Source organism: Achromobacter sp. MYb9 (assembly GCF_002975275.1).
Lineage (GTDB): Bacteria > Pseudomonadota > Gammaproteobacteria > Burkholderiales > Burkholderiaceae_B > Achromobacter.
Genome location: NZ_PCOQ01000005.1, coordinates 267,137 through 290,336 on the forward strand (window position 1 = coordinate 267,137; position 23,200 = coordinate 290,336).

Annotated in this window: 22 protein-coding genes; 12 read left to right on the forward strand and 10 right to left on the reverse strand. The window is 65.9% G+C overall.

The genetic code is table 11. The features are described from left to right. Nucleotides 1–10: 10 nt before the first annotated feature. Nucleotides 11–1,609, reverse strand: coding sequence for a glycerol-3-phosphate dehydrogenase/oxidase (locus CQ050_RS10960; protein WP_105556846.1), 1,599 nt, complete (start codon nucleotides 1,607–1,609; stop codon nucleotides 11–13). A gap of 91 nt (nucleotides 1,610–1,700) precedes the next feature. Next, complete coding sequence (locus tag CQ050_RS10965) at nucleotides 1,701–2,549, reverse strand: DeoR/GlpR family DNA-binding transcription regulator (RefSeq protein WP_233213956.1); 849 nt, start codon at nucleotides 2,547–2,549, stop codon at nucleotides 1,701–1,703. A gap of 210 nt (nucleotides 2,550–2,759) precedes the next feature. On the opposite strand from CQ050_RS10965, the gene CQ050_RS10970 reads away from it, so the two are divergent. The 6 genes from CQ050_RS10970 to CQ050_RS10995 all read left to right on the forward strand — a co-directional run bounded on the left by CQ050_RS10970 (nucleotide 2,760) and on the right by CQ050_RS10995 (nucleotide 8,798). Continuing rightward, nucleotides 2,760–3,845: an ABC transporter ATP-binding protein gene (locus CQ050_RS10970; RefSeq protein ID WP_105556848.1), complete on the forward strand. Its 1,086-nt coding sequence runs from the start codon at nucleotides 2,760–2,762 to the stop codon at nucleotides 3,843–3,845. After that, nucleotides 3,845–4,933 carry an ABC transporter ATP-binding protein gene (locus CQ050_RS10975; protein WP_105556849.1) on the forward strand — a complete coding sequence of 363 codons (1,089 nt, stop codon included), beginning with the start codon at nucleotides 3,845–3,847 and terminating at the stop codon, nucleotides 4,931–4,933. The genes CQ050_RS10970 and CQ050_RS10975 overlap by 1 nt, the downstream gene beginning before the upstream one ends. Then, nucleotides 4,930–5,820, forward strand: coding sequence for a carbohydrate ABC transporter permease (locus tag CQ050_RS10980; RefSeq protein WP_105556850.1), 891 nt, complete (start codon nucleotides 4,930–4,932; stop codon nucleotides 5,818–5,820). Before CQ050_RS10975 ends, CQ050_RS10980 begins: the two co-directional genes overlap by 4 nt. After that, nucleotides 5,813–6,625, forward strand: a complete 813-nt coding sequence (locus tag CQ050_RS10985) for a carbohydrate ABC transporter permease (protein WP_105556851.1) — start codon at nucleotides 5,813–5,815, stop codon at nucleotides 6,623–6,625. The genes CQ050_RS10980 and CQ050_RS10985 overlap by 8 nt, the downstream gene beginning before the upstream one ends. 28 nt (nucleotides 6,626–6,653) lie before the next feature. Further along, nucleotides 6,654–6,962 (forward strand): DUF2160 domain-containing protein, encoded by a 309-nt coding sequence (locus CQ050_RS10990; RefSeq protein WP_105556852.1) that lies wholly within the window; start codon nucleotides 6,654–6,656, stop codon nucleotides 6,960–6,962. Between the two features lie 105 nt (nucleotides 6,963–7,067). Then, nucleotides 7,068–8,798 (forward strand): ABC transporter substrate-binding protein, encoded by a 1,731-nt coding sequence (locus tag CQ050_RS10995; protein ID WP_105556853.1) that lies wholly within the window; start codon nucleotides 7,068–7,070, stop codon nucleotides 8,796–8,798. Between the two features lie 139 nt (nucleotides 8,799–8,937). Here the strand turns inward: CQ050_RS10995 and CQ050_RS11000 are convergent, their stop codons facing one another. After that, nucleotides 8,938–9,834 (reverse strand): NAD(P)/FAD-dependent oxidoreductase, encoded by an 897-nt coding sequence (locus tag CQ050_RS11000; protein WP_105556854.1) that lies wholly within the window; start codon nucleotides 9,832–9,834, stop codon nucleotides 8,938–8,940. Nucleotides 9,835–10,096: 262 nt separating this feature from the next. Between CQ050_RS11000 and CQ050_RS11005 the strand changes: the two genes are divergently transcribed. Further along, nucleotides 10,097–11,224: an acyl-CoA dehydrogenase family protein gene (locus tag CQ050_RS11005; RefSeq protein WP_105556855.1), complete on the forward strand. Its 1,128-nt coding sequence runs from the start codon at nucleotides 10,097–10,099 to the stop codon at nucleotides 11,222–11,224. Nucleotides 11,225–11,270: 46 nt separating this feature from the next. Here CQ050_RS11005 and CQ050_RS11010 read toward each other — a convergent pair whose 3' ends face one another. Both CQ050_RS11010 and CQ050_RS11015 read right to left on the reverse strand, forming a co-directional pair. Then, nucleotides 11,271–12,197, reverse strand: a complete 927-nt coding sequence (locus CQ050_RS11010; RefSeq protein WP_105556856.1) for a lipopolysaccharide assembly protein LapB — start codon at nucleotides 12,195–12,197, stop codon at nucleotides 11,271–11,273. Beyond that, nucleotides 12,194–12,580: a DUF2784 domain-containing protein gene (locus CQ050_RS11015; RefSeq protein WP_105556857.1), complete on the reverse strand. Its 387-nt coding sequence runs from the start codon at nucleotides 12,578–12,580 to the stop codon at nucleotides 12,194–12,196. Before CQ050_RS11015 ends, CQ050_RS11010 begins: the two co-directional genes overlap by 4 nt. 155 nt (nucleotides 12,581–12,735) lie before the next feature. Here CQ050_RS11015 and CQ050_RS11020 point away from each other — a divergent pair, with 155 nt between their 5' ends. Then, nucleotides 12,736–13,116 (forward strand): nuclear transport factor 2 family protein, encoded by a 381-nt coding sequence (locus tag CQ050_RS11020; protein WP_105556905.1) that lies wholly within the window; start codon nucleotides 12,736–12,738, stop codon nucleotides 13,114–13,116. Nucleotides 13,117–13,132: 16 nt separating this feature from the next. Here the strand turns inward: CQ050_RS11020 and CQ050_RS11025 are convergent, their stop codons facing one another. The 4 genes from CQ050_RS11025 to CQ050_RS11040 all read right to left on the reverse strand — a co-directional run bounded on the left by CQ050_RS11025 (nucleotide 13,133) and on the right by CQ050_RS11040 (nucleotide 15,347). Next, nucleotides 13,133–13,708, reverse strand: a complete 576-nt coding sequence (locus CQ050_RS11025; RefSeq protein WP_105556858.1) for a restriction endonuclease — start codon at nucleotides 13,706–13,708, stop codon at nucleotides 13,133–13,135. 38 nt (nucleotides 13,709–13,746) lie between these two features. Further along, nucleotides 13,747–13,992, reverse strand: coding sequence for an RNA-binding S4 domain-containing protein (locus CQ050_RS11030; protein WP_105556859.1), 246 nt, complete (start codon nucleotides 13,990–13,992; stop codon nucleotides 13,747–13,749). A gap of 72 nt (nucleotides 13,993–14,064) precedes the next feature. After that, nucleotides 14,065–14,727: a DUF502 domain-containing protein gene (locus CQ050_RS11035; RefSeq protein ID WP_105556860.1), complete on the reverse strand. Its 663-nt coding sequence runs from the start codon at nucleotides 14,725–14,727 to the stop codon at nucleotides 14,065–14,067. Between the two features lie 152 nt (nucleotides 14,728–14,879). Then, on the reverse strand, nucleotides 14,880–15,347 hold the full coding sequence (locus CQ050_RS11040) for a winged helix-turn-helix transcriptional regulator (RefSeq protein WP_088587260.1): 468 nt from the start codon (nucleotides 15,345–15,347) through the stop codon (nucleotides 14,880–14,882). 134 nt (nucleotides 15,348–15,481) lie between these two features. Between CQ050_RS11040 and CQ050_RS11045 the strand changes: the two genes are divergently transcribed. The 4 genes from CQ050_RS11045 to CQ050_RS11060 all read left to right on the forward strand — a co-directional run bounded on the left by CQ050_RS11045 (nucleotide 15,482) and on the right by CQ050_RS11060 (nucleotide 21,997). Further along, complete coding sequence (locus tag CQ050_RS11045) at nucleotides 15,482–16,783, forward strand: D-amino acid dehydrogenase (protein WP_105556861.1); 1,302 nt, start codon at nucleotides 15,482–15,484, stop codon at nucleotides 16,781–16,783. A gap of 135 nt (nucleotides 16,784–16,918) precedes the next feature. Then, nucleotides 16,919–18,046 carry a DNA repair exonuclease gene (locus CQ050_RS11050; protein WP_105556862.1) on the forward strand — a complete coding sequence of 376 codons (1,128 nt, stop codon included), beginning with the start codon at nucleotides 16,919–16,921 and terminating at the stop codon, nucleotides 18,044–18,046. Continuing rightward, nucleotides 18,043–20,679, forward strand: a complete 2,637-nt coding sequence (locus CQ050_RS11055) for an AAA family ATPase (protein WP_105556863.1) — start codon at nucleotides 18,043–18,045, stop codon at nucleotides 20,677–20,679. The genes CQ050_RS11050 and CQ050_RS11055 overlap by 4 nt, the downstream gene beginning before the upstream one ends. A gap of 409 nt (nucleotides 20,680–21,088) precedes the next feature. Next, on the forward strand, nucleotides 21,089–21,997 hold the full coding sequence (locus CQ050_RS11060) for a DMT family transporter (RefSeq protein ID WP_105556864.1): 909 nt from the start codon (nucleotides 21,089–21,091) through the stop codon (nucleotides 21,995–21,997). On the opposite strand, the gene CQ050_RS11065 is transcribed toward CQ050_RS11060, so the two are convergent. Continuing rightward, nucleotides 21,951–22,892 (reverse strand): hypothetical protein, encoded by a 942-nt coding sequence (locus tag CQ050_RS11065; RefSeq protein WP_105556865.1) that lies wholly within the window; start codon nucleotides 22,890–22,892, stop codon nucleotides 21,951–21,953. The two genes, CQ050_RS11060 and CQ050_RS11065, sit on opposite strands and share 47 nt — an antisense overlap. Between the last annotated feature and the right edge of the window lie 308 nt (nucleotides 22,893–23,200).

Below are 23,200 nucleotides of genomic sequence, written 5' to 3' on the forward strand. Positions count from 1 at the left end.
CGCGCCGGCGTCATTTCAGACGGTAGTTGGCCGCGACCACGGCCAGGCTCTGCAACGTCCGCTGCTGCCAGGCGGCGTCGTGACCCAGTTCTTCGGCCAGGATGCGCGCCACTTCCGGCGCGGCCAGCATCGCGGCTTCGCTGTCCAGGAATAGCGCGCGGTTGCGGCGGGCCAGCACGTCTTCGGCGCTGCGCGCCAATTCGAAACGCGCGGCGAAACGCACGTGCGCTTCCGACAGGCCGCTGGCGTTGACCAGCATGCGGTCAGCGCCAGGCAGCGCCTTCAGGATGGCCAGGTCGCTGCCGTAGTAGCTGTCCGGCGTGCCGGCGTGTTCCTGCGCAGGCGCCAGGCCGGAGGCGCCGTGCAGCGGCAACGATTCGGTGCGGCAGGTGGCCTGCGTCAGCAATTGGTGCTGGATGGCGGTATCCACCACGTCCTGCGCCATGCGGCGGTACGTCGTCCACTTGCCGCCCGTCACCGTCACCAACCCGGCGTTGGACACCAGGATGGTGTGTTCGCGCGACAGCTGCTTGGTCGACGCCTCGCCGGTGGCCTTGACCAGCGGGCGCAGGCCTGCCCAGACGCTGGTGACGTCGTCGCGCGTGGGCTTGCGGCTGAGGTAGCGCGCCGCCGTGCCCAGAATGAAATCCACGTCCTGGGCGCCGGCTTCCGGATCCAGCGGCAGGTCGTCGCGCGGCGTGTCGGTCGTGCCCACGATGGTGTGGCCGTTCCATGGCACGACGAACAGCACGCGGCCGTCATCGGTCTTGGGGATCAGGATGGCGCGATTGCCGGGCAGGAAGTCGCGCGGCAAGGTCAGGTGCACGCCCTGGCTGGGCGCGACCATGGTCGGCGCGTTCTTGTCTTCCATGCGGCGCACGGCATCCACCCAGACACCGGTGGCGTTGATCACGCACCGGGCGCGCAATGAAAAACTGGCGCCGCCGATCACGTCTTGCGCCGTCACGCCGTCAACCTTCCCGTTGCTGGTGGTCAGCCCGGTGGCGCGCACGTAGTTCACCGCCGTGCCGCCCTGGTCGAAGAGCGTGCGCATCAGGCTCATGGCCAGGCGTGCGTCGTCGAACTGGCCGTCGTAATACAGCACGCCACCCTTCAAGCCGCGGCCATTGACGCTTTCGGCCAGCGTCGGCGCGTTGGCCAGCGTGTCGCGGCGCGACAGCCAGCGGCTGGGCGCCAGGTTCAGTTTGCCGGCCAGCATGTCGTACATCTTCAGGCCGATGCCGTAGAAGGGCTGGTCCATCCAGTTGTACGCGGGCACCACGAAGCCCAGCGGCCACACCAGGTGCGGCGCGTTGCGGTTGAGCAGGCCGCGTTCGTGCAGCGCTTCGCGCACCAGGCTGACGTTGCCTTGGGCCAGATAGCGCACGCCGCCGTGCACCAGCTTAGTGGCCTTGCTGGAGGTGCCCTTGGCGAAGTCGGCGCCTTCGATCAACAACGTGCGGTAGCCGCGCGAGGCGGCATCGACGGCCGTGCCCAGGCCCGTCGCGCCGCCGCCGATGACGATGACGTCCCAGGAAGGCGTGTTGTCCAGGGTGGACAACAGGCGGTTGCGGTCGGGCGGGGTGACGTTGGCGAGCGGTTGGTTCATAAGTCGTTGCGGCGGGGCCGCCAGGTAAAAGCGTGGTTGTCGTGTGCGGGCGGGCGGCGGCGGGCGGTGAGTCCGGGTCCGGCGCGCCGGTTCAAGCGTGGGATGCCGAAGGGTTCGTGGAGGCCGTGGCGCCAGCCGATACCTCGGCTGCCGGCGCCCCGGCGGCCGCGTTCGGCGCCGCCGCCACTTCGCAGCGCACGCCGGAATCCAGCAGCACTTGCGCCAGGGGCTCTTGCGGATGCGCGTCGGTGAAAAAGCGGTCGATCTGCGATATGTGCGCCAGTTCCACCATGGCCTGGCGTTTGAATTTGCTGCTGTCGGCCGCCAGCCAGACCTCGCGCGATTGCTCGATGATGGTTCGCGCCACGCGTACCTCGCGGAAGTCGTAGTCGCGCAGCGTGCCGTCGGCTTCGATGCCCGAAATGCCGATCAGCCCGATATCCACCTTGAACTGCCGGATGAAGTCCATGGTGGCTTCGCCGACGATGCCGCGGTCGCGCGAACGCACCACGCCGCCCGCGACGATGACTTCGCAGTCGGGGTTGTCGGACAGGATGTCCGCCACGTGCAGATTGTTCGTAATGACGCGCAGGCCGCGATGGCGCAGCAGGGCGCGTGCGATGGCCTCGGTGGTGGTGCCGATGTTCAGGATCAGTGAACAGCCGTCGGGCACGGCGCGGGCCACGGCTTCGGCGATGCGCTGCTTGCCGGCTGCGTGCAGTCCCTGGCGCTTACGGTAGGCGATGTTCTCGATGGTCGAGGCCTCGATGCGCACGCCGCCGTGAAAGCGCGACAGCAGGCCGGCTTCGGAAAGGATGTTCACGTCGCGCCGCACCGTCTGCAGCGTGACGTCAAAGCGTTTGGCAAGCTCTTCGATCGATGCCGAGCCCTGGGCCCGCACCATTTCGATCAAAGCGCTTTGTCGTGGATTCAGTGTCATGGACGAATGATAAAACAACAAAAGCGAAAAATAATGCCGCACTGCAAGATTGTTTTTTGTTCGCTTCTTGGGTAAAACGCACAAAAAACGAAAGCCATCTGAAAGAGTATGCTCATGCTGTTGCGCGCATTCGCGCACAGGCAGTGCGCTGTACCGAATACCGAAGTCCGTGTGAAAAATAGGGACATATAAGTAGGTAGAGGAGACTAGATGCAGCTGACCTTGGACAGGATTGGTTTGCGGGCCGGCTCGCAGACGCACCTGACCCCCATGAGCCTGGCCCCGGTTCCGGGCGCCATGACGGTATTGCTGGGGGCGACCCTGGCTGGCAAGACGTCGCTGATGCGCATCATGGCGGGGCTGGACCGGCCGACCGAGGGCCGCGTGCTGGTCGACGGCGCCGACGTGACCGGCGTGCCGGTGCGCCAGCGCAACGTCGCCATGGTCTACCAGCAGTTCATCAACTATCCGTCCATGTCGGTCCACGACAACATTGCGTCCCCGTTGAAACTGCGTGGGGAACGGGACATCCGCGAAAAGGTTCGCGCCATGGCGGCGCGCCTGCACATCGACCACCTGCTGGACCGTTACCCCTCGGAACTGTCTGGGGGGCAGCAGCAGCGCGTGGCGCTGGCCCGGGCGCTGGTCAAGGACGCGCCGTTGATTCTGCTGGACGAGCCGCTGGTCAATCTGGACTACAAGTTGCGCGAAGAACTGCGCGAAGAACTGTCCGAACTGTTCGCGGAAGGACGTTCCACGGTGGTGTACGCCACCACCGAACCCGGTGAAGCGCTGTTGCTTGGCGGCCACACGGCGGTACTGGACGCCGGCGAACTGTTGCAATACGGCCCGACCGCCGAGGTCTTTCACCGGCCCAATTCGATCCGGGTCGCGCGCGCGTTCAGCGATCCGCCCATGAATCTGTTCGCCGCGCGCCGCACGGACGCGGGCTTCGTCCTGGAAGGCCAGATGGCGGTGGCGCGCCACTTGCCGCCCGGCACGGGCGCGGACCTGACCGCGGGCTTGCGCGCCGGGGCCTTGGACGTCGCGCCGCGCCCCGGCCACATCGGCCTGCCCGGCGTGGTGAAGCTGGCGGAGATATCCGGGTCGGACACCTTCGTCCACGCGGAAACGGCGGCGGGTAATGTCGTTGCGCAATTGCCGGGGGTGCACCGGTACACGCTGGACCAGCGCGTCGAGCTGTATTTCGACCCGGCGCAGACCTATGCCTTCGGCGCCGATGGCGCGCTGCTGGCCGCGCCTCGGCAACCTGCCGGCGCCGGGGAGGTAGCCTGATGGCGCAGATCGAGCTGGACCTGTCGCACTCCTACGTGGCCGATCCCAAGACCGACGAGGACTACGCGCTGCTGCCACTGAAGTTCACGTTCCGCGACGGCGGCGCCTATGCCTTGCTGGGGCCGTCGGGCTGCGGCAAGACCACCTTGCTGAATTGCGTGTCGGGTTTGCTGCGGCCATCGCATGGCCGCATCCTGTTCGATGGGCAGGACGTCACCGCCAAGACCCCGCAGGCGCGCAACATTGCCCAGGTGTTCCAGTTTCCCGTCGTGTACGACACGATGACAGTGGCGGAAAACCTGGCGTTCCCGCTGCGCAACCGCGGCATCGCGCCGGATCGCATCCGCGAACGCGTGGGCCGCATCGCCGAAATGCTCGAGATGTCAGCCGTGCTGGACCGCCGTGCCAGCGGTTTGACGGCCGACGCCAAGCAGAAGATCTCGTTGGGGCGCGGCCTGGTGCGTAGCGACGTGTCGGCCATTCTGTTCGACGAGCCGCTGACGGTTATCGACCCGCAACTGAAATGGGAACTGCGGCGCAAGCTCAAGGAAATCCATCACGAGTTCAAGTTGACGCTAATCTACGTGACCCACGACCAGACCGAAGCGTTGACTTTCGCCGACCAGGTCATGGTGATGGCGCGGGGCCGCGCCGTGCAAGTCGGCAGCGCCGATGACCTGTTCGAACGGCCCGCCCACACGTTCGTCGGTCACTTCATCGGCTCTCCCGGCATGAACTTCCTGCCCGCGCAATGGCGCGACGGCGCACTGATGGTGGGGCAAAGCCGCGTTGGCGGCGCGCCCGAGGACCTGGGCGCCAAGCTGGCGGGGGCAGGCCCCGTCAAGCTGGGGGTGCGCCCTGAATACCTGCGCGTGACCGATGCCGGCGCGGCTGGCGCGGTGCCCGTGCGCGTGGACCGGGTGCAGGACGTGGGCACCTATACCCTGCTGGTGGGCGACTTCGAGGGCGTCCCGGTGCGGGCCCGGCTCGGCAGCCGGGTCGTGCCGGCCGCGGCGGGCGGCACGGTCTGGCTGTCGGTGCTTAACCCGCATACCTGCTTCTACCGCGACGAGGCGCTGATTCCATGAAACCCATTGATCACCGGGCCTGGTTCCTGGTCCTGCCCGTGGTGCTGTGCGTGGCATTCTCGGCCATCCTGCCACTGATGACCATCGTCAACTATTCGGTGCAGGACATCATTTCCCCCGAACGCCGCGTCTTCGTCGGAACGGAATGGTACGCCGCGGTGTTGCAGGACGAGGAACTGCATGGCGCCTTGTTCCGGCAGATCGGCTTTTCGCTGGCGGTGTTGGCCATCGAGATCCCCCTTGGCATCCTGCTGGCGCTGTCGATGCCGGCCAGCGGCTGGCGCGCCTCGGCCGTGCTGGTGATCATCGCGCTGTCGCTGCTGATTCCGTGGAACGTCGTCGGCACCATCTGGCAGGTTTTCGGCCGTACCGACATCGGCCTGCTGGGCGCCACCTTGTCCTGGCTGGGCGTGGACTACAACTACACCGGCAATGACGTGGACGCCTGGGTGACGGTGCTGGTCATGGACGTCTGGCACTGGACGCCGCTGGTCGCGCTGCTGTGCTATGCGGGGCTGCGGGCCATCCCCGACGCCTACTACCAGGCCGCCCGCATCGACGGCGCGTCGCGCCTGGCCGTGTTCCGCTACATCCAGCTGCCCAAGATGCGCGGCGTACTGATGATCGCGGTGCTGCTGCGCTTCATGGACAGTTTCATGATCTACACCGAGCCGTTCGTGCTGACGGGCGGCGGACCGGGCAATGCCACGACGTTCCTGTCGCAGTACCTGACGCAGAAGGCCGTGGGCCAGTTCGACCTGGGGCCGGCCGCGGCGTTTTCGATCATCTACTTCCTGATCATCCTGCTGCTGTGCTTCATCCTCTACAACTGGATGCAGCGTGCGGGCACGACCGGCGGCGTCGACGAGGAGCATGCCAATGCGTGATCAATCGACCTGGTGGCGTTCCGCCTTCCTGATCCTTTACCTGGTGTTTGCCATCCTGCCGCTGTACTGGATGCTGAACATGTCCTTCAAGACGAACACTGAAATCGTCAGCACCCTGACCCTGTGGCCGCGCGATTTCACCCTTGAGCATTACCGCACGATCTTCACGGATCCGGCCTGGTATTCGGGCTACATCAATTCGCTGATCTACGTGGTCATCAACACCGTGATCTCGCTGGCCGTCGCGTTGCCGGCCGCCTATGCGTTTTCGCGCTACCGCTTCATTGGCGACAAGCATGTGTTCTTCTGGCTGCTGACCAACCGCATGACGCCGCCCGCCGTGTTCCTGCTGCCGTTCTTCCAGTTGTACAGCTCGTTCGGGCTGATGGACACGCACCTGGCCGTGGCGTTGGCGCATCTGGTCTTCAACGTGCCGCTGGCCGTGTGGATTCTGGAAGGCTTCATGTCCGGGGTGCCCCGCGAAATCGACGAGACCGCCTATGTCGACGGCTATTCCTTCCCGCGCTTTTTCCTGACGATTTTCCTGCCGCTGATCAAGTCGGGCGTCGGGGTGGCGGCATTCTTCTGCTTCATGTTCAGCTGGGTGGAACTGCTGCTGGCGCGCACGCTGACGTCTGTCAACGCCAAACCGATCGTTGCCACCATGACCCGAACCGTGTCGGCTTCCGGCATGGATTGGGGGGTGCTGGCGGCGGCGGGCGTGCTGACCATCGTGCCGGGCGGCATCGTCATCTGGTTCGTGCGCCACTACATCGCGAAGGGCTTCGCGATGGGCCGGGTGTAGCGCAAAGGGACCCTAGGAGGAACGCCCCATGTTCAGCTGGATGGTCTGGACCACTCCCGTCGCCGTGTTCTTCACCTGCATCGTGCTGATGCTGGTCGGCATGACGGTCTGGGAATTGAAGTCGCCCACGGTCGAGCGCAAGGGCTTCCTGCCGTTGCGCACCACTCGGGGCGACAGGTTGTTCATCGGCCTGATGGCCGCAGCCTGGCTCAACCTGGCATTTCTGGGGTTCGGGCAAAAGGCGGTGGAATGGTTTTCGCTGGATGAGCCGCCATCGGTGTGGATCAGTTTCGTGCTGTCCATGCTGCTGTTGGCCTTCATCATGAGGAAAGGCTGAAGGGGCGTTTCGATCCCTCACTTGGTTCAAGGACTACGGGCCCGCATCTTCCCCGGCCAGAGGTCCGCAGCAACAGATGGGGAAGGCCATTCGAGGAGACAGGTCATGAAATTGCGCATGCACGCCATGGCGGCCGCTATCGCCCTGATCGGAACGTCAGGGGCATGGGCCGGCGAGCCGGAAGCGAAGAAGTGGGTGGATTCCGAATTCCAGCCATCGACGTTGTCCAAAGACCAGCAGATGGCGGAAATGAAGTGGTTCATGGACGCCGCCGCCAAGCTCCGTGCCAAGGGGGTCAATGAAATCAGCGTCGTATCCGAAACCATCACCACGCACGAATACGAATCCAAGACGCTGGCCAAGGCTTTCAGTGAAATCACCGGCATCAAGGTCAACCACGATCTGATCCAGGAAGGCGACGTCGTCGAAAAGCTGCAGACTTCCATGCAGTCGGGCAAGTCGATCTACGACGGCTGGATCTCGGACTCCGACCTGATCGGCACGCACTACCGCTACGGCGCCATCCTGCCGCTGTCCGATTACATGGCCGGGGCGGGCAAGGAATGGACCAACCCGAACCTGGACATCAAGGATTTCATCGGCACCAAGTTCACCACCGCGCCCGACGGCAAGCTGTATCAGTTGCCCGACCAGCAATTCGCCAACGTGTACTGGTTCCGCGCCGACTGGTTTGCCCGCCAGGACCTGAAAGACAAGTTCAAGGCAAAGTACGGGTATGACCTGGGCGTGCCCACCAACTGGTCCGCCTACGAGGACATCGCGGATTTCTTCTCCAATGATGTCAAGGAGATCGATGGCAAGAAGGTCTATGGCCACATGGACTATGGCAAGAAGGACCCGTCGCTGGGCTGGCGCTTCACCGACGCTTGGCTGTCCATGGCCGGCGCCGCCGACCGCGGCTTGCCCAACGGCATGCCCGTGGACGAATGGGGCATTCGCGTTGCCGACGACAAATGCACGCCGGTGGGCGCGTCGGTATCGCGAGGGGGCGCCACCAACAGTCCGGCCGCCGTCTATGCGCTGACGAAGTACATCGACTGGATGAAGAAGTATTCGCCACAGCAGGCCATGGGCATGACCTTCTCGGAATCCGGACCCGTTCCGGCGCAAGGGCAGATCGCTCAGCAGATCTTCTGGTACACGGCCTTTACCGCCGACATGACGAAGAAGGGACTGCCGGTCGTCAACGACGATGGCACCCCCAAATGGCGCATGGCCCCGTCGCCCTATGGCCCGTACTGGAAGGACGGCATGCAGAACGGCTACCAGGACGTGGGGTCATGGACTTTCTTCAAGTCCACCAACCCGGACAAGATGGCCGCGGCGTGGCTGTATGCGCAGTTCGTCACGTCGAAGTCCGTGTCCTTGAAGAAGTCCATCACCGGCCTGACCTTCATCCGCGACAGCGACATCCATAGCGACTTCTTCACCAAGAACGCCGCGAACTACGGCGGCCTGATCGAGTTCTACCGCAGTCCGGCCCGCGTGGCATGGACCCCCACGGGCAACAACGTGCCGGACTATCCGAAGCTGGCGCAACTGTGGTGGAAGAACGTCGCCACGGCCGTCACGGGCGAAAAGACCCCGCAAGCCGCGATGGACAACCTGGCCAATGAAATGGACCAGGTGATGGCACGCCTGGAACGGGCGGGCATGGCGCAATGCGCGCCGAAGCTCAACGCCAAGAGCGACCCGGCCAAGTGGCTGTCGGATCAGCACGCGCCCTGGAAGAAACTGGCGAACGAGAAGCCCAAGGGCGAGACCATTCCTTATGAAAAGCTGCTGGCGGCCTGGAAGGAGGGCAAGGTCCGGTAGGGGTGAGTCATTGCCCAGGGTAAGCCATTGCTGATCGGCAGGGTGCAGGTAGCGCGAGCGAATCGCGCTACCTGCACGGATCAACACCGCGCGACACGCATACCAGAACGGTCCCGGCCGTCTGTAAGTTGCCTATCGCCTATTCCATCACCAGCGAGCGGTGCACGCACACGCCGGCCATCACCCCGGATGCGCTGGCAAGCGTCGCGTTGCTCATCGGGATGGCGGCGTCGCCCGCGGCGTAAACGCCCGGTACCGTCGTCTGCCTGAATTCGTCGCTGCGGATCACCGGGCCCATTGGGCCGTCGTCGAACGCGCAGCCCAGTTGCATCGCCAAGGGGCTGGCCATATGGGTCTTGCTGGCCACGAACAGCGCGTGCACCGCCATGCGCCGCCCGTCGGCGAGTTTGACGGCGTCCAGCGCGGGCGCCGTGCCCATCAGTTCGACGATGGGCGTGCGTTCGATGCGCACACCGCGCTTTTCCAATCGGGCCGCCTGTTCCGCATCGGGCTCGAATTCGCCTTGCGTGAAATACGTGGTGGGCCCCCAGTCCGGCAGCAGCATCGCCTGATGCGCCGACAGCGGATGGGCGGCCATCACGCCCAATGGGCGGCCGGCCATTTCATAGCCGTGGCAGTAAGGGCAATGCAGCACGGTCTGCCCCCAGCGTTCCTGCAGCCCGGCCATCGCGGGCAATTCGTCGCGTAGCCCGATCGCCAGGATCAGGCGCCTGCCCTGGACTTCGTGTCCGTCGGCCATCGTCACGTGCAACTGGCCCGCGTGTTCGCATGCGCCGACCGCCTGGCCGTCCAGGAATTTGACAGTGGGGTAGTGCGCCAACTGGTCGCGTGCTTCCAACAGGATGTCGCGGGGCGGCTTGCCGTCCTGGCCCAGGAAGCCGTGCGCGTGCACGGCGAACCGGTTGCGGGGCAGGCCGCCGTCGATCACCAGAATGCGCCGGCGGGCGCGGGCCAGTTGCATGGCGGCGGACAGGCCGGCAAAGCTGCCGCCCACGATGATGGCGTCGTAAATCATAGGGAGATTCCTGTTCAGGCTGATCAAGATACTTGGTAAGTTACATGATAAATCGAATTCAGGATTTCAAGCAACTTATCAAGTTCTTTATGTCGCAATGCGCGAATCTCCCGATGCCGCCCAAGCCGACCGGCGGTGTATTCTCGATGCCATGCCATGCCATGCCATGCCACGCCCGCGAACCCGCTGCGGCCGTGCAAAAAACAGAACGGGCGGCGCCCATCCCGCGTCAGCCCGCCTTGCATCTCAGGAGACGAAAAGCATGTTGTTGACGGAAGAACAGCTCAGCATTCAGGAAATGGCGCGCCGCTTCGCCGCGGAACGGCTGGCGCCCAACGCCGAACGCTGGGACCGCGAACATCACTATCCCGCCGACGCCATCCAGGAGATGGCGCAACTGGGCTTCTTCGGCATGCTCGTGCCGGAGGAATGGGAGGGCAACGCCAGCGGCTACGTGTCGTATGCCGTGGCGCTGGAGGAAATCGCCGCAGGCAACGGCGCGTGTTCCACCATCATGAGCGTGCACAATTCGGTCGCCTGCATGCCCATCCTGAAGTTCGGCACGGATGCGCAGAAAGAGCAGTTCCTGCGGCCGCTGGCCACGGGCGAACACATCGGCGGTTTCGCCCTGACGGAGCCGCAGGCGGGGTCTGATGCCAGCAGCCTGCACACCCGCGCGCGCCGTGACGGCGACGACTACATCCTGAACGGCGCCAAGCAATTCATCACGTCGGGCAAAAGCGGCCAGACGATAATCGTTTTCGCGGTGACGGACCCCGACGCCGGCAAGCGCGGCATTTCTGCGTTCATCGTGCCCACGGACACCCCGGGGTACCAAGTACTGCGGGTGGAGGACAAGCTGGGCCAGCACGCCTCGGACACCTGCCAGATCGCCTTCGAGGATATGCGCATCCCCGCTGCGTATCGGCTGGGCGCCGAGGGCGAGGGCTACAAGATCGCGCTGTCCAACCTGGAAGGCGGGCGCATCGGCATCGCCTCGCAATCCGTGGGCATGGCGCGCGCGGCGTTCGAATGCGCGCGCGATTACGCCCGCGACCGCCAGGCCTTCGGCAAGCCCATCATGGAACACCAGGCCGTCTCGTTCCGGTTGGCCGACATGGCGACCCAGATTCATGCGGCGCGCCAGATGGTGCTGCATGCCGCGGCATTGCGCGAAGCGGGCAGGCCGGCGTTGACCGAGGCGTCGATGGCCAAGCTGTTCGCCTCCGAGATGGCCGAAAAGGTCTGCTCGGCCGCCATCCAGACGCTGGGCGGCTACGGCTATCTGAAGGATTTCCCGGTCGAACGCATCTACCGCGATGTGCGCGTGTGCCAGATCTACGAGGGCACCAGCGATATCCAGCGGCTGGTCATCGCGCGCGGCCTCTAGCCTGCGCGTGGTTCAGCCAGGCCGCGCCGTCGCGGCCGAGCCGGCTTCAGCCATTGTCGCGGGCGGCGGCGCCACCGGGGCGGGCCTGCGCCAGTTCATTGTCCCAATACGCCAGGGTCTCTTGCCAGTCGGGACGGTTCAGCGCGCGCAACTGGTCCAGGATCTGTTGGGCGTCATCCAGCCTGCCCATGCGCAGGTTGGCTTTGACCAGGTTGTTGCCCACTGGCAGGCCATGCGTCTGCGCCTGAAACCGGGGGCCGGCCAATTCCAGGATGTCGGCAATGCGGCCGGCATTGCCCAGATCGCCGCTCATTTGCATCAGCAGATCGGCGGGCGTGGGTTGCCCTGCATATGACAGCGCTTCGCGGTACAGCGCGAGCGCGCCCGCGTAGTTGTGCGAACCGAGTTCCCCGCGTGCCAGCCACAGTCGCGCGCGCCAACTGCCGGGTAGCGCGGCGACCTTGCGCATCGCCGCGATGCCCGCCGCGTCGCCGCCGACATCGCGGTGGATGGCCTCGAACCACCCCAGGCCGTTGTCCTGGTTGGGGTCCAATTGCAGCGCGCGCCACAGCGTGTCGAGCGCGTTGGCTTCGTCATCCCGTTCGGCATGGACTTTCGCCAGATTGGTCAGCACGATGCCGGTTTCGCCGTGTTGCGCGCAGAACGCCTGCAGTACGCCTTCGCTGTCGTCCAGCCGGCCCTGCTTCATGTAGACGATGGCTTGCAGCACCACCGCGCGTTCGGCGTTCCGGTCCAGTTCCGCCAGCCGTTCGGCGGGGCCGACCATCTCGTCGATGAAGCCGTCGTTAAGCGACTGGATGATCAAGCCGGCCAGGCGGTCGGCATCGTTCCAGTCCTGTTCGATGGCGCCCGGCAGCACGTTGTCGCGCCATTGCTCGCGGGTGATGCGGATCTCGCGGCCTTCTGCGTCGTAGGCGCGGATCATCTGGCTGGGGTCGGGAAGGGAGGTCATGCGTCGGATCCTTGGGAAAAGTTGCGCCGGCGCCGTCGCGCCCATAACGTGTACACCACGATATTGCCCACGATCAGCAGCGCGGCAAGCACGATCTGCGTCGTCCGGGTGATGCCTTCGGGGTAGATCAGCCCCAGCACATAGTGTTCGATGAAACCGCCAGCGTATCCCTGCTGGCCGGCCTGTTGCCGCAGCGACACCTCAAGCGGGGTCAGCGGGCAGATCCAGCCCATGCCGATCACCATGGCACCCCAGGCCAGCGCCGGCAGGTGCCAGTACGCGATGCGGGGGCGCCACAATGCCAGCAGGCCGCCGAACATGACGAAGGCGACGAAGAGGCCGTGCGCGACGAGGACCAGGTCGGCAAGGATACGGTAGGTCATGGAAGATTCTCGGCGAGTCCAGGGAAGCCGGCGGGTGCAGCCGGACTCGCATTTAATCGTAAGCCCGCGAACGCCGGTCGGGAGTTTGGCAACAAAGCACGACGCCTCGTGTCGGAATAGAATGCCGGCGTTGATATACCGCGAAGGCAATGACGATGGGCCAAACGATAGCAGGGCGGATTCAAGCCGCCGAAGAGGAATTGCGCCAGGCGATGCTGGCTTCCGACGTTGAGGCGCTGGAGCGTTTGCTGGATCCGGCACTGCTGTACACCAACCATATGGGCTGGAGCTTCACCCGGGAAGACGACCTGGACGCGCACCGGTCGGGCATGCTGAAGATCCATGGGCTGGAGTTCTCTGAACTGAATATCCTGCCGCGCGCGGAATGCGCCATCGTGTCGGTGCAGGTCCGGATCTCGGGTAGCTATAACGGCGTGCCGGCCAACGGCATGTTTCGATTCATGCGCACCTGGGCGCCGGACGCGGCGTCCGGCCAATGGCGCGTGATCGCGGCCACTTCCGTGATGGTGGTGTGACGCCCGCCGGCGGCGATCAGACTTTCAGGTCGCGCAGAAGCTTGGCCAGTTCAGGCGCCGTCATCAGCGATACGCCTTGCGACTTTGCGTACTGCCACGCGTTGTCGGACACGTCGCCCAGGGCGATATAGATCGCTTCGCGGGCGCCGCGTTTTTCGCGCGCCGCCTGCAATTCGCGTAGCGGATCGACGCCCACGCGGGCCGCTTTCCAGCGCTTGGCGCTGACGATGGCCACGTGGCCGTCCTTGCTGAGCGCGAAGTCGGCGCCGGGCGTCTGCAGGCGCTGCACCTCGCAACCATCGCGCTTGAAACCGGCTTCGACCGTGTTGGCGAAGTCAGCCCAGGACATGGCCGCGGTGGCTTCCGCCACCGCCTGCACGCGGGTGTCGGAGGGCGCCCGCAGCTGTTTGTAGGCGGCCATGATGGAAATGACCGCGAACGGCACCGCCGCGAAGACGCCCATCGCCGCGAAGTCCCGCGGCAGGGCGGCGAATCCCCCCACGCACAGCAGCACGGCCACGCCAGCGCTCATCCACCACGGCGAGCGCAGCAGGACGGCGAAGATCGAGTTCTGGGACATCTTGAGTTTCATGGTGGCTCGCGGCGTTGCGGTGTCGGGCGGGGCAGGGGTCAGGCGTCGTCGGCGGCCGTATCGGCGGCGCGCACCACGATGCGGACGTCGCCGCAGGTGACGATCTGGCCGCCGCGGATCTTGGCGGTCTTGCGGGTTTCGATGACGCCGCCCACGCTGACCAGGCCGTCCGCGACCATCATCTTGCCGGCGCCGCCGCTGTCACAGACGCCCGTGGCTTTCAGCAGTTGATTGACTTCAATGTAGGGGCTGCCGTCGGCAAGCGTGAATTCGATGATGGGCATGGAGGGCGTGCGTGGATTCAGTTGGGGAAGCGATCAGCGCCCGGGGCGCGTGGGCTCGGGCGTCGGGCCGTGTCAGGCCGGGCCGCCGCCAGTGTTGTCGGGGGTGGCCGGCGGCGCTTCGGGCACGGTGGGGGCCGCGGGGCGCGGGGCGCTTTCCGCGCGCGCCATCCAGGCGATCAGGGACGAGCGCATGGCTTCTTCGACCGACATCTGGATCGGTTGCACCCAGTCTTGCGGTACGAACACGGTGTAGCCGCCGATCATATAGCCCATCGGCAGGTAGACGGCTACGCGGTCGCCCTGGGTGAACCCTTCGGGCAGCCCTTCCACGCTGCGGCGGGTGACAAGGCCCACCAGCTCCAGCTGCTGGCCCGGCACGCGCAGAATCACGACCTGCTGCGCGGTGTTCTTCGAGCTGGGCGAGAAATAGTCCGCGAAGCTCTTCAAGGACGAATAGATGCTCTTGACCACGGGCAGGTTGGTGAACGGCATTTCAACCACGGTCAGGAAACGCTGCACGCGCTGTTTCGAGACCAGGTAGCCGATAGCCAGAATGCCCAGGATGCCCAGCGCCAGGCCCATGCCCGGCACGTAGAAGCCGCCGATGAAAGGGCGCAGGAAGGTCAGCGCCACGGCTTCCGTCCAGGCCAGGAAGATGTACAGCAGATAGAGGGTCAAGGCCAGCGGCAGGACCGTGATCAGGCCGCGGAAGAAGTATTTATAGAGACGATTCATAAGCAGAGTCGAAAAGAATTAGGGTCTGACCAGGCTTGCCGGCGCGGGTCGGAGGGCCGCCAGCATAGCAGCCGGCGCGTGCGGATTCGGTAATAAACCGCATCTCTTCGGGGCTATCAAGGGCAGGGCCCCCTTGCACCGCCGTGCACCGCCTATCGATCGACGGGCAGGTACAACGTTTCCTTGATTTCCTCCATGACCACGTAGCTGCGCGATTCCGCGGAGGCGGGCAGACGTTTGAGGATTTCGCCCAGCAGGCGGCGGTATTCGTTCATTTCGGTCAGGCGCGCCTTCACCAGATAGTCGAAGTCGCCGGAAACCAGATGGCATTCCATGACTTCGGGCACATACAGCAGCTCTTTCTTGACCTTGTCGAAGACATCGCCGGATTTGGCGGACAGCTTGATTTCCAGGAAGACGAGCAGGTTCTTGCCCAACGCGGCCGGGTTGACGCGCGCATGGTAACCCGTGATGACGCCTTCGCGCTCCATGCGTTTGACGCGGTCCGAGCAGGGGGTGGCGGACAGGCTCACCCGATCGGCCAATTCGGTGACCGAAATGCGGCCTTCGCGCTGCAGGATATCCAGGATTTTCAGGTCGATTCGGTCGAGGTCGCGCATTTCACTTTTGGCGATCAAAAAACAGGGCTGGGCCCGAGAAAAGCACTGGCGAACACAAATAATCAGTGCTTTTCACTGCCGAGAGGCTCTTAGACTACCGAAAATACTGTCTACATCCAAATACGGAAAGAATCATGCATGTCATCGTCCTCGGCAGCGGCGTTATTGGCACCACGACCGCGTACTACCTGGCCCGTCAGGGCGCCCGGGTGACGGTCCTGGACCGCCAGCCGGCCGCCGCCCAGGAAACCAGCTACGCGAACGCTGGCCAGGTGTCGCCGGGCTATTCCACGCCCTGGGCCGCGCCCGGCATTCCCTTGAAGGCCATCAAGTGGCTGTTCCAGAAACACGCGCCGCTGGCGATCCGGCTGGACGGCAGCCTGTACCAACTGAAGTGGATGGCGGCGATGCTGGCCAACTGCTCGGCCAACCGCTATTCGGTCAACAAGGAACGCATGCTGCGCCTGGCCGAGTACAGCCGGGATTGCCTGCGCGAACTCCGCGCGTCCACCGGCATTCATTATGAAGAGCGCACGCGGGGCACGTTGCAGCTGTTCCGTACCGAGGCCCAACTGGAAGCCGCCCGCCGCGACATCACCGTGCTGGAAGAAGTGGGCGTGCCCTACGAACTGCTGGACCGCAACCGCCTGGTGACGGCCGAGCCCGCCCTGGCGCGCTCGATCCACAAGCTGGCTGGCGGCTTGCGCCTGCCGAACGACGAAACCGGCGACTGCCGCCTGTTCACGACCCGCCTGGCCGAGATGGCCGCGGCGCTGGGCGTGGACTTCCGCTACAACCAGACCGTGTCCGGCTTGAACACCGTGGGCGGCCAGATCACGGGCGTGCGCGTGGGCGGCCAGGTCCTGACGGCCGACCGCTACGTGGCCGCCTTCGGCAGCTACACCCGCGGCTTCCTGGAACCGCTGGGCCTGGACCTGCCCGTGTATCCGGTCAAAGGTTATTCGCTGACCATTCCGCTGAAGGACGAGGCCGCCGCGCCGGTATCGACCATTCTGGACGAAACCTACAAGATCGCCGTGACGCGTTTCGACGACCGCATCCGCGTGGGCGGCATGGCGGAACTGTCGGGCTTCGACCTGCGCCTGAAGGACGCGCGCAGGAAGACGCTGGAATTGGTCGTCAACGATCTGTTCCCGGACAGCGGCCACGTTGCCCAGGCCGAGTTCTGGACGGGTTTGCGCCCGATGACGCCGGACAGCACGCCCGTCGTTGGCCCGACCCGCTACGGCAATCTCTTCCTGAATACCGGCCACGGCACGCTGGGTTGGACCATGGCGTGCGGCTCGGGCAAGCTGGTGGCGGATCAGGTCATGGGCCAGCGCCCGGCGATCCGCACCGATGGGCTGGACCTGTCGCGCTATGACCGCCGCGGAGCGTCCCGCACGCCGCTGGTGCTGGACGGCAACCGCGCCTGATCCGGCGCTCGCGCCACCGCCGAGCCGCTTATCGGGCATCGGCCAAAAGCCAAGCCCGCAACGGCCCTCCCTGCGCAACATGCAGGCAGGGCCGTTGTTTGTTTTGAACCGCGCGGCTTGTGCCAAAATCGGCCCATGATCCATTTCCTGCATACCGCCGATTGGCAGATCGGCCGTCAGTACGGCCAATTCGACACCGACGACGCCGCCTTGCTGGCCGAGGCCCGTTTTGACGTCGTGGCGCGCATCGCGGCGCTTGCCGCGGAACGTGGCGTGGACGCCGTGCTGGTGGCCGGCGACGTGTTCGACACGCAAGGTGTGTCGGATCGCACGATCCGCCGGCTGTTCGCCGCCATGGCGGCTTACGCCGGCCCCTGGGTAATGATTGCCGGCAACCACGATGCCGCGTTGGCCGACAGCGTCTGGAGCCGCGCGATGCAGCTGGGCTGTATTCCCGCCAACGTGCAGGTGCCGTTGCGCACCCACGTCGTGGACTTGCCCGCCATCAACCTGGCGGTGCTGGCCGCGCCGCTCACGCAGCGCCACACCTATGACGACGTGACGCAGGCTTTCGACACGCTTGAGACGGCACCTGGCCGCGTGCGCGTTGGCCTGGCCCATGGCAGCGTCGCGGGCCGCCTGCCCGACACCATCGACGCTACGAACCCCATCGCGCCTGACCGCGCGGCACGTGCAGGGTTGGATTACCTGGCGCTGGGCGACTGGCATGGCTGCCTGTCCATCGACGCGCGCACCTGGTACGCCGGCACCCCGGAACAAGACCGTTTTCGTGGCAATGAACCGGGCTACGTGCTGGATGTGCGTATCGACGGCCCGGGCGCCGAGCCCGTGGTTGAACGCGTGGCCACGGGCAAGTACCGCTGGTCCGCCTGGACCGAAACCGTCAGCCTGCCGACCGACGCGCAGGCGTTGGGCGAACGGCTGGCGGCGCTTCGCGCCGAAGACGTGCTGCGTCTGGACGTGCAGGGGCATGTCAACCTGGAGACCTGGGACGCGCTGCAACGCGCGGTGGATCAGGCGGCTGCGCAAGTGCGGGCCTTGCTGCCGGACCTGTCCGGCTTGCAACTGGAACCCGACCTGGCCGATCTGGCCGAGCTGGGGGCCAGCGGTTACATCGGCGAAGTGGCGGCGCAATTGCAGGCCTTGCAGGCCGATGCCGCGCAATCCGCGGTGGCGGGCGAAGCGCTGCGGCTGTTGCTGCGGTTCCAGCGTGAAAGCGCCGCGCAGGGGGGCGTCAAATGAAGCTCTCGCGTATCGCGCTTGAAGAATTCCGCAAATTCCGCCAGCCGATGGTGCTGGACGGCCTGCAAGACGGCTTGAACCTGTTCGTCGGCGCCAACGAGGCTGGCAAGAGCACGGTGGCCTCCGCCATCCGCGCGGCGTTCCTGGAACGCTATAGCACCAGCAAGGTCGCCGACCTGGCCCCGCGTGGGGAATCCGGCGCCCGGCCCACGGTCGAACTGGCGTTCACGCACGCGGATCATTCCTATGTGCTGAAAAAACAATTCCTGTCGCGCGCCCGTTGCGAACTGCTGATCGATGACGGCGCGCAACGGCTGGACGGCGAGGAAGCCGAAAATGCGCTGGCCGCCTTGCTGGGATTTGAACTGCCGGGGCGCGGCCAAAGCAAGCCCGACCTGGCCGGCATTCCTGGCCTGCTGTGGATCCAGCAGGGTGATGGGCACAATCTGCAGGAGGCCGCGGGCCATGCGGGCCCCCATCTGCGTGAAGCCCTTACACAGCTATCCGGCGAACTCGCGGCCAGCGACGGCGACCGGCTGTTCGAGCGGGTGTCCTCCGAGCGCGCTGCCTTGCTGGATGCCCGTAATGGCCGTCCCAAGGGCGCCTACAAGGATGCCGAGGACGCCTTGGCGCGCGCCATCGCCGAACGGGACGACTGCGCGCAGGCCATGGCCCAGCTGAATACCGATGTGGACCGTCTGGCAGAATTGCGCCGCGACCACGAGCGCGCGCAAACCGATCAACCCTGGAAGGACTTCGAGACCAGGGCCGTCGAGGCCCGGGCCCGGCTAGCCGCGCTGGCGAAGGAACGCGAAGCCTTCGAGGGCTTGCGGCGCGAGCAAAGCCAGGCCGCGCAGACGCTGACCCTGCTGCAGGATCAGGTACGCCGCGACCAGCAGGATGAATCCGATTACCAGGCGCTGGTCCAGGAAGCCCAGGCCGCCCGTGGCCGGGTCGAGGCGGCGCAAGCTCCGCTGGCCCGCGCCCGGGAACAACGCGAAATCCATGTGGCGGCGGTCGACGCGGCCCGCTTGCGGGTGGCAGCAGCCCAAGCCGTTGCCGACCGCGGCGACCTGGAACGGCAACTGGCGCAACTGAATGCCGAAGTCCAGCGGCTGGATGACGCGCTGAAAGCCGTCACCACGCTCATCGAGCAAGGCTCGACGCTGAAGGCGGAAGCCCTGCGCATCGAGATCGCGGATGCAGATATCGATGCGCTGCGCAAAAGCGAGCGCGAACTGGCCAATCTGCAGCTCCGCCAGCAAGCCATCGCCACGCGGCTGTCGTACCAGTTGGAAGCGGGGCGGGCGGCGACGTTGGACGGGCGGCCGCTGGCTGGGGCGGACCAAGTCCTGTTGACGTCCGCCGCGGAACTGGACCTGCCGGGCGTCGGACGCTTTCGCATCGAGCCGGGCGGCCAGGATTTGCCGGCGCTGCAACGCGAACTTGCTGGCGTGCAGGCCGCCTGGGCCGCCTTGCTGGAACGGCTGGGCGTGACGGCATTGGCCGATGCCGAACAACGCCACGCGCGGTTTACGGCATTGCAGCGCGAGTTGGACGGCATGCGCAAGACGCTGGCCATCCATGCGCCCAAGGGCGTGGATGTGCTGCGTGGGCAGCGCGACGACGCGTTGGCCCGGCGCGTGCCTTTGCAGGAGCGGCTGGCCAAGCTGCCGCCGATGACGGGCACGGCGCTGGATCAAGACGATCTGCCCGCCGCGGTGCAAGCGCTGCGCGAAGCCGAGGCGGTGGCTACACAGGCCGACGCATCGTTGGCCGCCGCTCAGCGCGCGCTGGACGCGGACAGCGCCCGCGCGCAATTGCTGGAAGGGCAGGCGGCGGCGCGACGCGCCGAATTGCAATCGCCCGAGCGTGCCGCGCAACGGCAGGCGCGCGCAGGCCGGCTGGCCGAAGTGCGTAGCGGCCACGACGAGCTGGAGCGTCGCGTGCGCGAGGCGCAGGGGGCGTTGGCCGCGCATCGGCCCGAACTGGTCGAGCAAGACGTGCAGCGCTATGAGAAATCAGCCGCCATCGAACGCGAAGCGCAACACAAGCGCCACGGCGAGATCCTGCAGTTGCAAGGCAAGCTGGACCAGGCGGGCGCTCAAGGCTTGGGTGAACGGTTGTCCGAATCCGCTGCCGCGTGCGAACGGCTGGTGCGCCGCCGCGATGACTTCACGCGCCGCGCGGCCGCGCTGGAACTGTTATTGACCTTGCTTACCGACAAGCGCGCCGCCGCCACCCAACGGCTGCAGGCGCCCTTGGCGCGGCGCTTGAACCATTATCTGGCCTTGCTGTTTCCCGAGGCGGCGTTGCGCCTGGACGACGCGCTGCTGCCCACTGCGTTGCGCCGCGGCGACGGCGAAGACCTGCTTGAAGCACTGAGTTTCGGCACGCGCGAGCAACTGGGCATCCTGGCCCGCTTCGCTTATGCCGACCTGTTGCGAGAAGCCGGGCGGCCCACGTTGCTGGTGCTGGACGACGCGCTTGTCCACACCGACGATGCGCGGCGCGATTTCATGAAGCGGGCGCTGTTCGATGCCGCCACGCGTCACCAGATCCTGATGTTCACCTGCCACGGCGATGCATGGCGGGACATGGGGGTCGAGCAGCGGCGGATCGGCGGTTCCTGACTCGATCCGCTTGACGTGGCAAGGGCGGAACGCTAGGCTACGCAAATGCCTCATTCCATGCCCTTCGCCGATGCTTGCGCCGCTGCCTCCACAGCCGGCCGTCGTGCGCGCGGGCGGTCCGGGCATGCCGGTTTCATCTCTCCTGTTGTTTCCCCTGTCATCTCCGCCGTCGTTTCGGCTGGGGTATCGCCGCCTGTCTCGCCGCCTTCCGGCGGTGTCTCGGGCGCCTACCCGCCTTCGGCGGTCGTGTTCGGCTAACCGCCAAACCGACGCTCCCATCCTTTTCCCTCAGTCCGCTTGATCCGTTGACGCGTATCGCGTCCGTCTCGCGCGGTTGATCGGTGCGCGCTCGCCGCCAATGGCGCGCGCGCAGGGCGGGAGCCTGTTCTTACCCTGACAGGTGAAACTCATGTCTTTTGATCGATCCACGTGGACCGCTTACGGTTCCACCACCTTGTTCGTGCTGCTGTGGAGCGGCGGCGCGATCTTCGCCAAATGGGGGCTGTCGCACGCCTCGGCTTTCGGCTTCCTGCTGCTGCGCTTCATCCTGGCCCTGACCGTGCTGCTGGCGATCTGCTTGTGGCGCAAGCGCTGGCTGCCCGAGCCGGGCACACGGGTGACCGTGGCGTTGACGGGCCTGCTGCTGATCGGCAGCTATTCCATTTGTTATCTGCTGGCGCTGGACCACGGCATTACGCCAGGGGTACTGGCCACGTTGCTGGGAGCGCAGCCCATCCTGACGCTGGCGATGATGGAACGGCGCTATTCGCCCGCGCGGCTGGCCGGGCTGTTCCTGGCCCTGTGCGGCCTGGTGATGGTGGTGTACCAAAGCATCGGCATGGCGCGCTTCTCCGTGGCGGGCATGGCATTCGCCTTTGCCGCGCTGGCCAGCATGACCGCGGGCGCCATCCTGCAAAAGCGCGTCAAGCAGGCGCCCATGGACGTCATGCCGCTGCAGTACGCGGTCAGCCTGGCGCTATGCCTGCTGTTCGTGCCGTTCCAACCGATCCGGGCCGACTGGACCGTGGGTTTCGTGTTGCCCCTGGTCTGGATGGGGCTTGTGATCTCGGTGGGGGCGACGCTGCTGTTCTACCGCATGATCCAGGCTGGCAACCTCGTCAACGTCACCAGTCTGTTCTACCTGGTGCCGGCTGGCACCGCGGCGCTGGACTACCTGATCCTGGGCAACCGTCTGTCCATGCTCAGCCTGGCGGGCATGGGGGCGATCCTGCTTGGGCTGATGCTGGTATTGCGCCATCCGGCGGCCGCCGTCAAACCAGCGCGGGATAAGCCTTCGGGTGCCAGGACGGCTGTGTAGCGCCCGGCGCCGCGTCGCCGTCTTCGGCTGCGTCCTGCCCAACCCAGTGACCACTGACAAGTTGGGCGGGGCGCGTCCGGGCCGATACGCGGGCGCAGACGGGCCAGGCGTCCAGCCGGACGCTCAGCCCGGCGTAGACGCCGTGGCCGTCGCCGGCCTGAATCGTGCCCTCGGCCTGCACGCCTTCACCCGCGCGGATCGAGCCGTCGGCGCGGATGTCTCCGCCGGCAATCATGCCCCAGCCGGATGCCAGATGGTCACCGCATTGGATGTCGCCGCCGGCCTGGATGCCGCAGGCCGCATTGATTTCCTTGTCTGCCCGCACGTCGCCGCCGGTCTTGATGCCTTGGCCGCATTTGATGGCGCCTTGCGTCTGCACGTCCTGGCCGGCATGCAGATGGCCCGTCACCGCCAGGTCCTGGCCTGCGCAGATGTCCCACTTGGCGCGCACGTTTCCCGCGCAGTCCAGGCGGGTGGCGGCGTCAATGCCCCAGTCGGCCGAAATGTCGCCGCCCGCGCGCAGGTTGCCGCCGCTGGCGATCGTGGCTGCCGCGGTGATGTTCTCGCCCGCCATGATCGTTTCGCCTGCCCGGATGCCGCCGCCGGTGAAGATGCTGCGGCCGGCGCGCACGACGCTGTCCACGTTGATGCCCATGCGCACTTCCAGCGTGCCAGCGAACACGATGGCATTGGCATCGACGGCGTCCAGCTTCAGCACGGCATCGGTGGGGCCGAACTGGTCCAGCAGCCAGCATGCGTCGCTGACGCGACCGTCGGCGACCAGCGCGTCAAGCACGGCCTGGTAATCCCCCTGTCCGTTGTGGTCGCGGATGAACCATTTGTAGCCGCCCGCGCAGGGGTTCTTGGCTTTGACGAATTTCTTGGTAAGTTGCATGGCGCTTAAGGCGTGATCGTTGCGTGGCGCGGCCGCCGGCGGCGAGGGCGGGCGGCGAAGAGTCGGGCGCGAACACCCGGCCACGCGGCAGGGCGTTCGCCAGCTCGGACGGGCGGCGCCTGCGCGGGATGTGCGCAGGCCACCGGCGGCGAGCCGGAACAGGAGGGGGGAAGCGGAAGCGCCGGGCGATTAGCCGGGCTTGGAGCGCGCGTAAGCGGAACGCGCGGCGACTTCCTGCGAGCTCAACAGAGTCGAGCGCAGGGCGCAAAGGACGCAGGCAGCGGGGGGGATGGGGGAAAAATCGGATC